Source organism: Kitasatospora sp. NPDC024654 (assembly GCF_055559155.1).
Window position 1 is genome coordinate 1 of the sequence record NZ_JBVHLF010000129.1, and the last position, 13,806, is coordinate 13,806.

The 13,806-nt window shown below is 71.5% G+C and carries 13 protein-coding genes; 2 read left to right on the plus strand and 11 right to left on the minus strand.

From position 1 onward, the window contains the following. The coding region (locus ACZ38L_RS35940; protein WP_465701629.1) for a hypothetical protein at positions 1–489 on the minus strand (489 nt) is incomplete at its 3' end. Positions 490–981: 492 nt separating this feature from the next. On the opposite strand from ACZ38L_RS35940, the gene mycP reads away from it, so the two are divergent. Together mycP and ACZ38L_RS35950 are read left to right on the plus strand one after the other, a co-directional pair. Then, positions 982–2,229, plus strand: coding sequence for a type VII secretion-associated serine protease mycosin (mycP, locus tag ACZ38L_RS35945; RefSeq protein ID WP_465701631.1), 1,248 nt, complete (start codon positions 982–984; stop codon positions 2,227–2,229). 32 nt (positions 2,230–2,261) lie between these two features. Continuing rightward, on the plus strand, positions 2,262–2,792 hold the full coding sequence (locus ACZ38L_RS35950; RefSeq protein WP_465701633.1) for a hypothetical protein: 531 nt from the start codon (positions 2,262–2,264) through the stop codon (positions 2,790–2,792). Positions 2,793–3,069: 277 nt separating this feature from the next. Here the strand turns inward: ACZ38L_RS35950 and ACZ38L_RS35955 are convergent, their stop codons facing one another. The 10 genes from ACZ38L_RS35955 to ACZ38L_RS36000 all read right to left on the minus strand — a co-directional run bounded on the left by ACZ38L_RS35955 (position 3,070) and on the right by ACZ38L_RS36000 (position 12,730). Further along, positions 3,070–4,551 carry a recombinase family protein gene (locus ACZ38L_RS35955; RefSeq protein WP_465701635.1) on the minus strand — a complete coding sequence of 494 codons (1,482 nt, stop codon included), beginning with the start codon at positions 4,549–4,551 and terminating at the stop codon, positions 3,070–3,072. 432 nt (positions 4,552–4,983) lie between these two features. Beyond that, positions 4,984–6,024: an NADase-type glycan-binding domain-containing protein gene (locus ACZ38L_RS35960; protein WP_465701637.1), complete on the minus strand. Its 1,041-nt coding sequence runs from the start codon at positions 6,022–6,024 to the stop codon at positions 4,984–4,986. Positions 6,025–6,027: 3 nt separating this feature from the next. After that, positions 6,028–6,591 (minus strand): phage tail protein, encoded by a 564-nt coding sequence (locus ACZ38L_RS35965; protein ID WP_465701639.1) that lies wholly within the window; start codon positions 6,589–6,591, stop codon positions 6,028–6,030. Then, a complete protein-coding gene (locus ACZ38L_RS35970; protein ID WP_465701641.1) occupies positions 6,588–8,549 on the minus strand; it encodes a putative baseplate assembly protein in 1,962 nt (653 codons plus the stop codon). Before ACZ38L_RS35970 ends, ACZ38L_RS35965 begins: the two co-directional genes overlap by 4 nt. Further along, a complete protein-coding gene (locus ACZ38L_RS35975) occupies positions 8,549–8,971 on the minus strand; it encodes a GPW/gp25 family protein (RefSeq protein WP_465701643.1) in 423 nt (140 codons plus the stop codon). Before ACZ38L_RS35975 ends, ACZ38L_RS35970 begins: the two co-directional genes overlap by 1 nt. Beyond that, positions 8,968–9,279 (minus strand): PAAR domain-containing protein, encoded by a 312-nt coding sequence (locus ACZ38L_RS35980; RefSeq protein WP_465701645.1) that lies wholly within the window; start codon positions 9,277–9,279, stop codon positions 8,968–8,970. The genes ACZ38L_RS35975 and ACZ38L_RS35980 overlap by 4 nt, the downstream gene beginning before the upstream one ends. Positions 9,280–9,336: 57 nt before the next feature. Continuing rightward, positions 9,337–11,115, minus strand: coding sequence for a VgrG-related protein (locus ACZ38L_RS35985; protein WP_465701647.1), 1,779 nt, complete (start codon positions 11,113–11,115; stop codon positions 9,337–9,339). After that, entirely contained in the window at positions 11,112–11,834 is a 723-nt protein-coding gene (locus tag ACZ38L_RS35990; protein ID WP_396562771.1) for a CIS tube protein, read from the minus strand. Before ACZ38L_RS35990 ends, ACZ38L_RS35985 begins: the two co-directional genes overlap by 4 nt. Before the next feature lie 98 nt (positions 11,835–11,932). After that, positions 11,933–12,358: a phage tail protein gene (locus ACZ38L_RS35995; RefSeq protein ID WP_465701649.1), complete on the minus strand. Its 426-nt coding sequence runs from the start codon at positions 12,356–12,358 to the stop codon at positions 11,933–11,935. Between the two features lie 60 nt (positions 12,359–12,418). Next, entirely contained in the window at positions 12,419–12,730 is a 312-nt protein-coding gene (locus ACZ38L_RS36000) for a hypothetical protein (RefSeq protein ID WP_465701653.1), read from the minus strand. Positions 12,731–13,806: the final 1,076 nt, after the last annotated feature.

Consider the following 13,806-nt stretch of genomic DNA (forward strand, 5'->3'; position numbering starts at 1 on the left):
AAGCGAATCTCGAATGCCTGACCGGCAGAGATGCCCCAATGTCACCCCATCGAGCGACGCCAAACCCGGCATTACGGCGCGAACCGCACTCTGAGAGGAATCATCCGAAGCAGCGGCGCCGCTTGCCTGAGCAGCAGGCTGGTTGGCCTTGGCTGACTGCGTCGCAGGTGGGTTGTGTGGCCGCACCTGCAGCGAGTCCGGCGGCGTCGCCGGCTTGACCGGCTTCGTCCTGTTCGCGTCGGTGGAAACCTCCTGCGAACTCGGCTTCGAGAGCTGCGCAGGCGGCAGTTCACCCGTCCCCGGGGTGTGCTGCCCCGCTGCGCCCTGACCGGACTTGCTCGTACTCGACGCGGGGACGGTGTGGCTGCGGCCATCAGCACCGCCGGTGAGCTGTGCTGGGGCCGACGGGGCTACACCTGTCTGAGCACGCTCGGCCTGAAGCTGGGTGAACGCTTCAGCGGGCTGAGTCACAACGGCCTGCAGCAGCACAAGCCCGACGACGGCTGCCGTCCAGCGGAACCATATGCCTCTGCCGCGGCGCGGCACATACCGACGCGCGTGGGCATGACGAAAGAGGACGTTCAGCAGACTACGAGCCTTTATGGAAAGGCACGTTGCCGACTGGCTGAGCGAAGAGCGGCGCACGGCCGGACCCCCATGTGCAGACCAAAGAGACCACCCCGGCGGAGGTAGGCCGATCGGATCTTTCATCGACCGATCAGGTCATGTCCAGCAGAGCTTGAGGTGAAATCAGCTGATTTCACCAAGATCGCGTGGAAGTGTTCACTGATGATCTTGCCGAGGCTTTGCTAAAACTCGGTGAAACCCAGGACTAAATGGCCCGTGCCGGACCCCCTGGAGAGCCTCCTTGGGCTACACGGGTACGATCACGCCCTACGCCAGCGACTTGGTTCCCTGTCATGTCCGAATCCGCTGGTTGTCATTCCCATGCAATGGGCGAGCCCGCTGGAGGAAGCCCTCGTGCCTCGACTGAACCTGCGGTCGCGCCTACACGTGTTCCCGCTATTGGCACTCGGTCTGCTCTTCACAGGAGCGCCGCCCAGTGCAGCCGCGGATTCAATCCGCAGCGCGGAATGGCCACTTGACGCCCAGCACTTCCAGGCCGACGAGATCTGGAAGCTCACGCGGGCCTCCGGAGTCACCGTGGCAGTCGTGGACAGTGGCGTATCCGCGGCACATCCCGATCTGGTGGGCCAGGTCCTCCCAGGTACGAGCCTCTTGGGCGATAACGGCGATGGCCGCACCGATACCTCGAGTGACTCGCACGGCACCGCCATAGCCGGGATCATCGCCGGCACCGGCGGCCCCAAAGGCGATGGGATGCAAGGACTCGCGCCCGATGCCAAGATCCTCCCGATCCGGGTCTCCACCGGTGGCGAGATCTCTCCCCCTGTGCTCGCCCAGGGGATCATCTGGGCAGCCGACCACGGTGCCCAGGTCATCAATGTCTCCATGGGGTCGCCCAATCCCGACCCACTGCTCCGCAAAGCCGTCGCCTACGCCCTGAGTAAGGACGCCATCCTCGTAGCCTCGGCCGGCAACAACGGAGACAGTGACAACTCCCCGATGTACCCGGCGGCCTTCCCCGGCGTCATCTCCGTCTCCGGAACAGACGAACGGGGAGCCTTCTGGAGGACCAGCGAATCCGGCGCAGGAATCACCCTCGCCGCCCCCGCAACCGACATCTACTCAACCAACGGCCAAGGCCAATACGTCAACGCCGACGGCACCAGCTATGCCGCCGCATACGTCTCCGCCGCAGCCGCCCTAATCCGCGGCCACGAACCACAACTGACGGCTGGACAGGTCATCAGACGGCTGATCAGCACCACTACCCAGCATCACGCAAAGCCCGACGCCAAACTCGGCTACGGCGAACTCGACCCTCTCGCTGCCCTCACCACGACCGCAGGCCCGGGAAGCCCGGACAACCCTCTGCTCCACGCGAGTGCCCCACCTCGTAAAACAGCAGGAGGCTCCGACCTGAGTTCGATCGCGGCTGCCATTGGCGTCACCGCCGTGCTTGCCGCAGGAGGAGTCATCATCTTTTGGCGCCGGCGGAACATGAAGCAGGGAGAAACCCAGACTACGCCGGCTTCCAGCAACCCACCGCGCAAAGGCCAGCGCAGGCCCGCACCCGCTAAAGCCCGAAGCAAGTCGACCAAGCCGGTCCACACCAAGGCCCAACCCGGAAAACGCTCACGCTGAACATCCATCGCCTCAACACCAAGGACCAGCCGATGACCACCACCTCACACCCCACACGCCGCAGGCGGCTCACTGTCGCCATCGGAGCAGGAACCGCTGCAGCCGTAGCAGCCGCGGTTATGCTCCAGACCGGTAACCACGCGACCGCCCAACCGAGGGTCGTGGCTAACGATCTCTCGGGCCGGCCCAGCGCATGTCTGGCCGCCGACACCACGACAACGACCAAGTCAGACGGGGTGACCAAGGTCTGGGCCGCCATGCAGAAGACTGGAGCCGACAGCAAGGCCAACGTGCAGCAGCTCATCGAGCCCGCTAGCACCCCTGCCCAAGCCCAGCCGTACCTTGCCAGCCTCGTGAGCCAGCACTGTGACCTGATCATCACCATGGGCACCGCCTTCGGCCAAGCCATTCCTGGCCTCGCCAAGGCTGATCCAGCTGTGCGCTACAGCGCCGTCGACTCTTCCCTCACCACTGCACCGCCCGGCACAACCCTCCTCACCGACGACGAAGCAGTCTCCACAGTCGAGCAGCAGATTCAGACCCTGCGACCGCCTCGCACCTGACACGATCAAGGTTGCGTGCTCGGTGGGAAGTTTGAGGCCAAGATGCTTGCGACATCACACTGCCTGTAGGCCTGACACGTAGCGGCCCCACGCGTGACGACGACGCGCTGCGGCGCCCCCGAACGCCGCGCTCACTGATCACCAGCGCGTATCCAAAGCCATCTCCCCCCAACGCCCCCGACCGCCGTGGGGTGGCGTTCGGTGACCCCTCCGTATTGGACCCCATGTTGGGTGAGCGTTAATCGTGCGTCTCTGCGGCTTTTCCGGGTGCTCTCCGTCAAACCATGCTCTCGGCGTAGGCGATAGCGGCCAGCGCGTCCTCCATCGGTGCAACTGGACCGAAGCGAGCGCGGGAACCGACCGGCGTGTTCTTCGCCTTCGTGGGGGCTGGATCCACCCACAGGGCCAAACCGTACTCAAGCATCAGGCGGCCACGGCGCTCGTCCGACAGACTGGCCCAGAGCTCGGCCAAGGACCGGCCGGTACGGTGTTCCTCCCAGTGCGGCTCGACATGAGGGGCCGCCTGCAGGACCTTACGGCGCTCGACCAAGCGCCCCATCCGCTCTCGGTAGTCGTCCTCGTCATCATCGAAGAGGCCGGCGTCGCGGTCGTCGCGAAGACGTCTGATGGCGGTTCGCACCTCCGCCAGCTCGTGACTGGCGTCGCTCCCGGGAACCCATCGTCGCTCGACCTCCGGCAGGATGCCGTACGCGACCGGGAACTGCTCCCTGACCCAGTCCGCTACCGAGTCCCCGCGAACATAGACCGTGGGGCTGTGCACAGCAGTTTCAGATCCCCGGCAGGTGAATGCCCGCAGCCCGGTACCCGAGACCCACTGCTTCAGATTTCCTTGGCACACCGTGCACTTAAGGCATCCGGACAACCAGTGTGATGCGGCCGGCGCCTTCCGCGGCCCCTGCTCCAGCTCAGCCAGACAGGTCTGGAGGGCATCCCACTCGTCGCGGCTGAACACCGGATCCCAGACCACTACGGGAAGGCCGTCGCCGTTCACCTGGACTCCCCCGCCGGGCACCGGACGCTGACCAAGCATGGTCGGAGAAGTGAGAATCCGTTTGAGTGATGCTCCACGCCAGTTGGCGGCCTTCGACTTCTCCACTCCCTTCGCAACAGCACCACGCTGACGACTTGTGGGCTCTTGGCGATCGTTGAGGCGCCGGGCGCACTCCGCCATGCTCGTCCCCTCCAGCACCCACAAGAGGACCTCACGTAGGACCTCGACCGCATGCACGTCGCGGACCAGCACACGCCCCTTGCCGCCGGGGTGGTCCGCGACCGTCAACCCGTACGGGACTCGTCCGCCGTGAAAACGGTTCTCTTCCTTCGCCTTGCGCATCGAGTCGGCAACACGAGCTTTGATCATCTCGCGCTCCAACTCCGCGAAGACCGCGATCATCTGAGCCATCGCCCGGCCCGTGGGACCCGTCATGTCCACCGGCTCCGTGGCCGATACCAATGCGACGCCGTGCCTGTCCAGCTCCTTGACGATCTCCGCGAAGCCCAGGAAGGACCGTGCAATCCGGTCGATTTTCCAGACCATGACGGCGTCCATGCCGACCAGGCTCTGAAGGAGTTCCCTCATCGCGGGACGCTCCATCGGCGGCAGAGCACCGGAGACACCCTCGTCGACGAAGGTGCCGACCACATGACCGCCGCGGCGCTTCACCTCGGCCCGCGCAGTCTCATCCTGACGCTCGATGGACGTGCTCGCCTCAGTGGCTCGGGAGAGCCGCTCATACAACCCGTACCTGTCCAATGTTCGGACCCCCAGCACGCAGATGACTGTTAATTAGAATTCTACGCCAGGTCGTACGAGGGCTTGAGGTCGTTCAGGAAGCGCATGAATGGGGCTCTCTGGCTGGGAGAAAGGTACACCTCGGGTGCGGATGCGGCTCGGCCGCAGGGCGCACTCGGGCGCCCCGCACCCAACCGTCAATCCTTGCCGATACCCGGCTCGAAAGCCAGTTCACCACCGTTCCTTGAAGATCCACACAACGATGGTCGATGGAAGGGCACATCGGCTTGTAGGAAGCTCCAAGAGCTGCCGTGGGACCGGTGCGACACTGCCGCGGTCCTCAGCGACAGCGGCGGCCCCGCGCCTTCGGAGGCGGACCGCCCGGTGCCAGCGCGGTGGGCCTCCCGCGGCGCCGAGGGGAGTGATCGTCCACCGCGCTCAACCACGTTCGAAGAACTCCACCTCGGCCAGGGCGATGTGGCGTCCGGGGCCGGAGCCGGCCGCCGCGCGGATGACGAGCCTCACCTGCACCACGTCGCTGATCGCGGTCTGCACGGTCTGCGCGCCCGGCGCGTCGTTCAGGGTCACCAGTTGCTCGTGCGTCTTCCCGTTCGAGGCCGTGGCCATGAGCTCCAGCACGGTGGGGCGCGCCTCCTGCTGGTACTGCTGCGGGTCGGTGGAGTCGCCGGTGTGGATGATCAGGTCCACCAGGCGGAACGGGGCGCGGAAGGTGAAGGTGATCGCGTCTCCGAGCTGGGGTGCTCCCCAGTAGGTGTTGGTGAGGCCGTCGACGGCCGCGGCGGCGGGGTGACCGTCGACCGCGGCGCTCGCCGAGACCGCGGTGGGGGTGATGGCCGAGGCGCTGCGGAGCTTGTCCAGCACGTCCTGGTAGGCGTTCCGGCCGGCCGGGTAGAGCAGGATCCCGGCGACCACCAGCGCGGCCAGCACGCACAGCGCGATGAACCGGCGCAGGGCGTCGCCGGAGCCGCCGATGCGCACACGGCGCCGGAACGGCCAGCGGGTGCGCCACCAGGGCAGGGGCTTCGGGGGTGCGGTGACGGTCAGCGGCGCGGCGCAGCGGCGGCAGAACCGCCGGTCGGGGCGGTTGGGCGTGCCGCACCGGGGGCACGCCGGGCCGTCCTGGGCGTCGTCGACCGCGGAGGGGCGCACGACGGGGCGTGGCGGGACGGGCTTGGCGGGTTGCACGGCCACCGGGTCGGCCTGGCGTCGTCGATCGGTCTCGGGCCGCGGTGGTGCGGCGGGCGGGTGCGCGGGCCCGGCGGCGGAGACGGGCGGGGGCGCGGCTTCGGTGGCAGAGGCCGGCGGGCGCGCGGGCCCGGCGGCGGAGACGGGAGCGGGCGGGCTCGACGGCCCAGCGGGCGGCCCGGCGGGCTGGGACCAGCCGAGGTAGGCACCGCAGTTGCCGCAGAAGTCGTCCCCATCCTCGTTGGCCGCTCCGCAGTCGGGGCACACGGGCATCCGTCAGCTCTCCGCTCTCCCGGGTGGACCGGGCAGGATCCGCACCCGGCTGGTGAGATGGACCGGGCAGGACGCCCGGACCACGGCCAGTACCTGGTCCTCGTCCACCTCCGGGGTGCGCTCGGGCCAGACGAGTACCAGCAGTTCGCCGGAGGGCGCGGGCGGCAGGGCGGGGTCCGGCGTGGTGGACCAGGCCACGCCGCCGCCGTCGACGATCCGCGCGCCGACGCCGAGGATCAGCCGCAGCCGCTCGGCGAGCCCCCGCCGGGTCCCGCGCCACCGGTGCAGCTCCACCGCGCGTTCGACCACGGCGCGGCGGACCTCCTCCGGCCAGGACGGGTCGGTCTCCACGGCGACCCAGGCCGCCAGCCAGTCCAGGAAGTCGGCCGGCGCCAGCCGTGGTTGGAAGTAGGCGGACAGGTTGTCCAGGGTGGCGAACACCGGCGCGATGACGGTGTCCAGACCGGCGGTGAACCGCTGGGCGAAGTCGTCGTCGGCGTAGAGCGCGGGCAGCAACTCCCCGATCGGGTGCCGGCTGGGCAACCCCGGCACGGCGGCCCGGCTCACGACGGCCCCTCCTCCGCGACCGTGGTGACCACGACCTGGTGCTGGTGGGAGAAGACCAGGGCGTCCGGAGCGACCTCGACCCGCTCGGCGGGCGCGCCCCGGCGACCGGTGATCGGGTCCGCCGGAAACAGGCGCAGCTCCTCGACCGCCGCGACGCCGGCCGCCTGCTGGAGCACGGCGAACACCTCCCCGTACTGCACCGCCCGGCCGAACGGCCAGCCCGAGCCGTCGGCGCCGCCGCGCAGCGGGTTGAGGTGCCGGTAGAGCGCGGCGAGCGCCGCCTCCCGGACCCGGTCGGCGTCCGGGGACCGGGTGGTGAGCCGGGCCACCACCGTCACCCCCTGGTAGTCGGGGGGCTGCACGACGAGCCGGGTGCCGATGAGCCGTCGCTCGTCCAGGGCCGCCGCGATGGCGGTGAGCATCTGCTCACCGGGGATCAGCTGTTCGAGCCGCAGGCGGTCGCCCTCGTCCGCCACCGCGTCGGGGACCACGAGCACGCGCACCGCCCCCGCCTCCCCGGCGACGGCCGCGACGCAGCTGACCCGGGCGGCGGACGGGGCGGCCTGCCGGGCGATCAGCTCGAAGTCCCCGGCCGTGACCGCCCGTTCCTGCAGGCGCAGCAGGTTCGGGGCGCGGAGTTTGGCGTTCTCCACCGTCTCGCCGTCGACCCCGCCCCTGGCCGCCTCGCGGTTGTCGACCCTGGCCACGTACGGGACCGAACTGCGCAGCACCGTGATCGTTCCCCGGGCGACGTTCCCCCCGGTGCCGCCACCGGTGCGGTAGTGCGGTACCCGCAGCCGCGCGCCCTTGGGCGGCACCGCGCCGAAGGCACGCAGGCTGCCGTCGGGTTCCCGGACGGCGGGTGGGAACAGGAACTCGCCGTTGGTCGCGTCGATCACCACGTGCCGGTCGGTCGGTGCCGAGTCGCCGAAGTGCTCGACGGCCGTCCACCGCTCCCAGCCGTCGCCGGCCGAGACCTCGACCACCGGGGGCTCGCCGTCGAGCAGCACCGGCGGCCTGGCGAGGCGGAAGCGCTGGCCCGCGACCCCTTCCGAAGCGCCGAGCGGTGCGTCGGTGACGGTCTGCGCGTGGACGACGGTCGCGGTGCCGCCGACCGTGAACACCTCGGCCCGGCGGATCGTCGGGGACTCGGAGTAGAACGGCTGGCCCGGCTGCGGCTCGGTCACCCGGCAGCGCAGCCAGCCCGCGCGCCGCCCGGAGACCACCGAGGCGACGTGTCCGGCGGGCACGAACACCACCACCTCGCCGGGCCGGTTGAGGCCACCGGTGGTGTCGGAGCCGGTCTCGCAGGCGATCCACCGCGCGCCGTCCCACACCTCCCACACCAGTGGCGGCTGCCGCGGGTCGACGCCGACGCCCTCCACCCGGCTGTCCAGCCTGACGACGAGGATGCACCGCGGCACCACGGCCGGCAGCGCGAACAGCATGGCGTCCCCGGCCGCGGGACGCGGCTGGAAGCACGGCACGTCCGCGCCGTCGGCCAGCCGCGCCGTGCGATCGGTCTGCTCCCCCGAGGCGGAGACCGTGACCAGCCGGTCGAGGGAGCTGGGGACGACGGGGAGGTCCTCGGCGGTGGAGAACACCACCGCCTCGTCGGTCTCGGTCCGCAGCGTGGAGACCTCGGTGCCCGCCCGGAGCAGCACGGTCTCGGGCTGCGGGGCGGACAGCCAGAAGTCGACCTCCGCCCGCGCCGCGGCCGGCGGGAAGAGCCGGATGCCGAGCAGGTCGAGGAAGGCGGAGTAGTTCTTCTCCGGCACCCGGTTCAGCCGGTACAGCAGCTGGTCCACCAGGTAGGCGAAGGTCTCGATGAGGGTGACCCCCGGATCGGAGACGTTGTGGTCGGTCCACTCCGGCGCGCGCTGCTGGACGTACCGCTTGGCCTCGTCGACGAGTTGCTGGAACCGGCGGTCGTCCAGGTTCGGGGAGGGCAGCGCCATCAGTTCGCTCCCTCGTCCGCGGCGGTGGGGGACTCCGGGATGGTGTAGAAGGGGAAGACGAGGTTGCGGCGGTCGTTCGTGGAGCGCACGGTGTAGTGGATGTCGATGTAGAGCGTGCCCTCGTCGACGCTGTCGAAGGCGATCACCACGTCGTCCACCTCGATCCGGGGCTCCCAGCGTTCCAGCGCGATGCGCACCTCGCGGGCGATCCGGCCCGCGGTGGTGCCGTCGCCCGGCGCGAAGACGTACTCGTGGATTCCGCAGCCGAACTCCGGGCGCATCGGGCGTTCCCCGGGAGCCGTGCCGAGGACGAGCCGGATGGCCTCCGCGATCTCCCGGTCCCGGTCGACCATCCCGATGCCGCCGGTGGCGTTCACCCGGAGCGGGAAGGCCCAGCCGCGGCCGATGAAGCTTCCACTCACGCGCCGCCTCCGATCAGCACGTTGAACGCGCCGGTCAGGATGGTGGCACCACAGGTCGTCTTGTCCCCCTGGCGGGCCGCGGGCAGCCCCCCGATCAGGACCTCTCCCCCGGTCACCGCACCGAGGTTGGGCTCGATGACGTTGGCGGGCCCGAGCTCCACGTGGGGGACGCAGGCGTGCAGGCTGCCCGCGACGGCGGCGGGCCGGCCGCCGATCAGCACGGTCTCCACCGCGATGGCGCCCGGCGGCGCGGTGGTGATGGCACCACCGTGGTCGGTGGTGTCGCCGGTCCGGGCTGCGGCTGGCATGTGCGGTCTCCATTCTGGTGGTGCCTGTCATTTGTCGGAACCTCTGTTGCGGAAAGGTCAGTTGATGCGGATGAGGTCGGCCTTGAGTACCGCCATGGCGCCGCCGTCCACGGTGACCGTGGTCTCGCCGTGGACGGTCACCGAGCCGCCGCGCAGGTTGACCTCTCCCGTGCCGGCGTCGAGGGTGATCCCGGAGGGGGAGAGGCGCACCGAACTCGCCGCCGCGCCGGCCGCGCCGAGGACGGTCAGCACGATCTCGCCGCGCTGCTCGTCCAGCCTGACCTCCAGCTTCTTGTCCCCCGTGGCCAGCCGGACGCCGGTCGGGCCGCCCGGCACGTCCAGCAGCTCCAGCCGGTTGCCCGAACGGGAGACCAGCGACCGGCGGTTGACCTTGCCCGCCGCCGCGTCGACCAGCGGCACGTCGTGCGGGGAGGGCTGGTCGACGCCGTTGTAGAGGCCGCCCAGCACGTAGGGGCTGTCCAGGCAGCCCTGTTCGAAGCCGACCAGTACCTCGTCGTTGACCTCGGGGCTGACCACCCCGCCACCCCCCTGGCCGCCCCACTGGACGGTGCGGACCCAGTCGGAGACGTAAGTGTCGTCCAGCCAGGGGAACTTCAACCGCACCCAGCCGCGTTGCGCGTCACCGGGCTCCCGGACGTCGGTGACCACGGCGATGGCCAGGCCCGGCATCCGCGGCCCGCGCGGCGGCGCGTTGCCCCCGGTGACCAGCCCGGCGAGGGAGCGGTCCGGCGTCGCGCTGACCACCACGGTGCTCCGGTAGCCGCGGAACGGTTCGAGGACGTGGCGCACCGCGGTGGCCGTGTAGCGGCCGGAGAAGGCGGTGCCGACGTTCCCCAGTGCGACGGGGGTGCCCGCCCGCAACCGCGGATTGCCCTCGACGACCGCTTCCAACTCGCCGAATCCGGCGGCCACCTCGGCGGCCAGCGACTGGGCCGCGGCGGTCGCCTCCGCCTGCGTGCGGTAGGGGGTGTCGGCGACGGTCAGCCGGGCCGGACCGGTGAAGGCGGAGGTCACCACCGAGGGGCTCATGCCCGGTTCGACGGTCCGGGCCCGCACCGACGGTTCGGTGGCGACCAGGGTGCTCTTGGTGGTGACGTTCCAGCCGCGCACCTCGACCGTGTCCGCCCCGCCGGCGCCGGTCAGCACACCGCGCAGCTCCAGCAGGTTGCGGCCGTACTCCAGGACCATCGGGTTCTGCGGAGCGGGTGTGACGGGGGCCGGGGCGGCGGACGCGGGGTCGGGCCGGACGAACTCCAACAGCCCGTCGTCGTCGACGCGCAGCTGCGCGCCGCTCTCCTGGGCCAGGTACTGGAGGAACTCCCAGTCGGGCACGTTGGCCTGGGAGAGCTGCTGGTGGACGACCGGGAAGGAGTCGATCCGGCCGCAGGCCAGCCCCGCGCCCGCGGCGACCTCGCGCACGACGTCCGCGGTCGACATGTTGCGGAAGGCCTTCACCCGGCGTCCGCGCATCAGGCGGTGGGTGACCGCCGCCGCCCGGACCACGGTGTACGAACCCGTCGTGTCCACCTCCAGTTCCAGCGCGGTCACCTCGCCGGTGAACAGCCGGACCTGCGTGTGCCCCTGCACGGTGACCACGGACACCCGCAGCCGGGTGCCGATGGTGATCCCGGTGGCGGTGAGGAAGGTGTGGCCGGCGTCGCGGAAGGTCAGCACGGCGGTGTCGGGCAGGCCGACGCTCTCGTCGATGTCGCAGGAGACCAGCTGCGCCGCCCAGACCGGCGGCAGCGGGCCCGGCGCCTCGACGACGGGGTCCGCGGCGAAGGCCCGACCGCCTCGGGCCTCGGGAGTGGTCATGGCCGGCCGCCCTGGGCGAGTTCGTCGGTCCCCGGCACGATCAGGTCCGCTCCGGGGACGAGCGTCAGCGGGTCCTCGATGTCGTTGGCCTCGGCGATGGTCCGCCAGGTCGTGGCGTCGCCGTACGCGCGCCAGGCGAGCAGGGGCAGCGTGTCACCCGCGATCACCCGGTGGGTGCTGCGGGCCTCCGGCGAGCCGGAGGTCGGGTTCTGGCCGGGCGGATCGACGCTGGCCTCGTCGATGGTGAGCGAGCAGGTGGCCCGCAGGGGTTTGCCGTCGACGTCGAAGAGCGTGTAGGTGACGGAGAGGCCGGTCAGCACCCCGTTGAACGAGGTCGTCTTCGAGGTGCCCCAGTCCAGCCGGATCCACGGGCTGGCCGGGGTCTTGCGCGCCAGGCTGCTCGGGGTCGGGACGCAGGCCGTCATCAGCTGCTCCACGGCCCGCTCGACCGAGTTGTCGTGGGTCGCGGTCGCGTCGAGGAACACGTCGAGCGAGAGCGAGCGCGGTCCGCTGCCGACGAACTCGGGCAGCGCGGACTGGCCCGCCATCCGGGACGGGGTGCGACGCCACTCGGTGGACTTGCGCAGCACCAGGGTCGCCGGGTTGAACTGGAGGGGAAGCCGCGCGATCGCTCCGCCGGGCTGGGCACCGACCGTGGACGGAGGCTCCATGATGGTCAGTTGGGCCCGGGTGACACTCGCGGGGACTGCTGAGGACATCCTGGGGCTCCTTCCGTGGGTCGGGCGGCGGACCGTGCGGCTGATCAGGTGGTGAACCCGGCCGGGGAGCCGGGCGACGGCGGATGTTCGACTTTACGTCAGGACGGGCGCAGGCCCGTGTGGGCGATCTCCAAAGTCTCCACGGCGGCCTCGGAGTTGGCGGGGTCGAAGGACGGGCCCTGCCATCGGACCGGGACGATGCCGAGCACCTGCCAGCTGACTATCCGGCTCAAGTCGGGTCGCAGCGCCACGATTTCGCCGTCCTTGGGCTCCACCCGGCGAACGATCTCGTCCAGCCAACGCGCGATCTTGGTGGTGTCCGCGGTGACCGCGCGGGTCAGCGTGATGTTCGACCAGGTGATGCGGCCCGGCAGTTGCCAGGAGAAGCCGTTGTTGCCACCCTCCGCGTACTGTTCGATCTCGACCTGGGCGCCGAGTCCCGAGCAGGTGGTGAACTCCCCCAGGTCGTTGCCGCCGATGCTCAGCGTGAAGAACACGCTGGTCGCGAAGATGTTGTCGGTCATCCCGTCCCTGCCTCCGGTGCCGTGCTGCGGATTCCTGTCGGCCGCCGATCTGTCGCGCGCTCAGCGGCGGCTGTCGTACGGCCGTCCGGCGCGGTCCCTCCCCCTGCGCAGTTCGGTGCGCAGCAGGCGTCCGACGGGTTCGATCAGGCGCCGGGCCAGTTCGTCGATGTCGTCGGCACCGGCGGCGGCTTCGGTCGGCGATCCGGCGCGGGATGCAGCGGGTGGGGCGGCGGGGCGGGGCGGCGTGGCGGTCGGCGCCCGGGGCGGTACGGCGGTCAACGGCACCCCGGTCAGCCCGGCCTGCTCGGCCGTCCGTTGCAGCACTTGGGCCGTGGCCGCCGAGGGCTGTGACCGCGCGGGAGGGGTGCTCACGCCGGGCCGGGACCACACCGGCCGGGACGCGTCGAGTACCGGCGCCGCGGACGGAAGCGGTTCCGGGTCCCGGCTCGCGCGTGGTGCGGCCGCGCCGCTCTCCGCCGCGCGCGGCGTCCAGGTGCCGCTGCTCGGCGGCTGCGCCGGGGACGGCTGCGCGGTTCGGACGCTGACGGGCAGCCGCTGGACCGCGGGGCGCCGCGGCGGTGCGAGCCGCACCGGGGACGTGCGTGGGACGGGCCCTTCCCGCGAGGGGGTCGCGACGGCCGTAGCGGGGTGGGGGGCGGTGGCCGGTGGCGAGAGGTGCTGCCGGCGTCGCGGGCTCCCGGCGGGCGCCACCGGGGCGAGCTCCGCGGCACCGCCGGGCGGCGCCGGTCGCACGTCCGGCTCGGTGGGGCGGGCGCCACCGGGCGCGGCCGAGCGCTGCACGGTCGGCCGCCCCGGACGAACGGCGGCGCCCTCCGGTGCGGGCCGGAGTCGCGCCCGCGGGCCGGGGGGACCACCCATGTCCGGCTGCGCCGCACCACGCGGACTGACGGGCGCCGGCGGGTGCGGGGCGCCGGCCGCGGCGCGGCTGGCGCGGGGCTGCGCCGAGCCCCCCGCCGTTACCACCCCGGCACCGGCGCCCGACGGGTCCGCCGGTGCCACCGGGTCCGCGGCGTCGAGTCGGCCGCGCGCCGTGCGGGCCGGGAGCCGGAGGCGCGAGCGCCGCAGGGCGGCCGTGACCCGGCCCCGCCACCCACCCGGCGTCACCGGCTCCGCGGTGGCCGACCGGTCGTCCGTGCGCGCCGGTGGAGCTTGCCACCGCAGGGCCCGTACGACGGGTGGGGCGGGCGCCGGAGCGGGGCCGGTGCCGGTGCCGGTGCCGACCGCGAGCGGTGGCGGGGGGGCGGCGAGGGCGAACGCCATCCGGCGCTCGCCGAGCAGGGCTCGCGCGGGACGGACGGGCGTCGCCGCGCGCTGCACGGTCCGGCCGGCGATCGGCGGGCGGGCCCGGAGCGGGGGGGGGGGGGGGTCGCTCAGTGGGGACCCAAAGAAAACCCCCTCCCGAATGAGGGCGAGACGCGTAAGAGCCC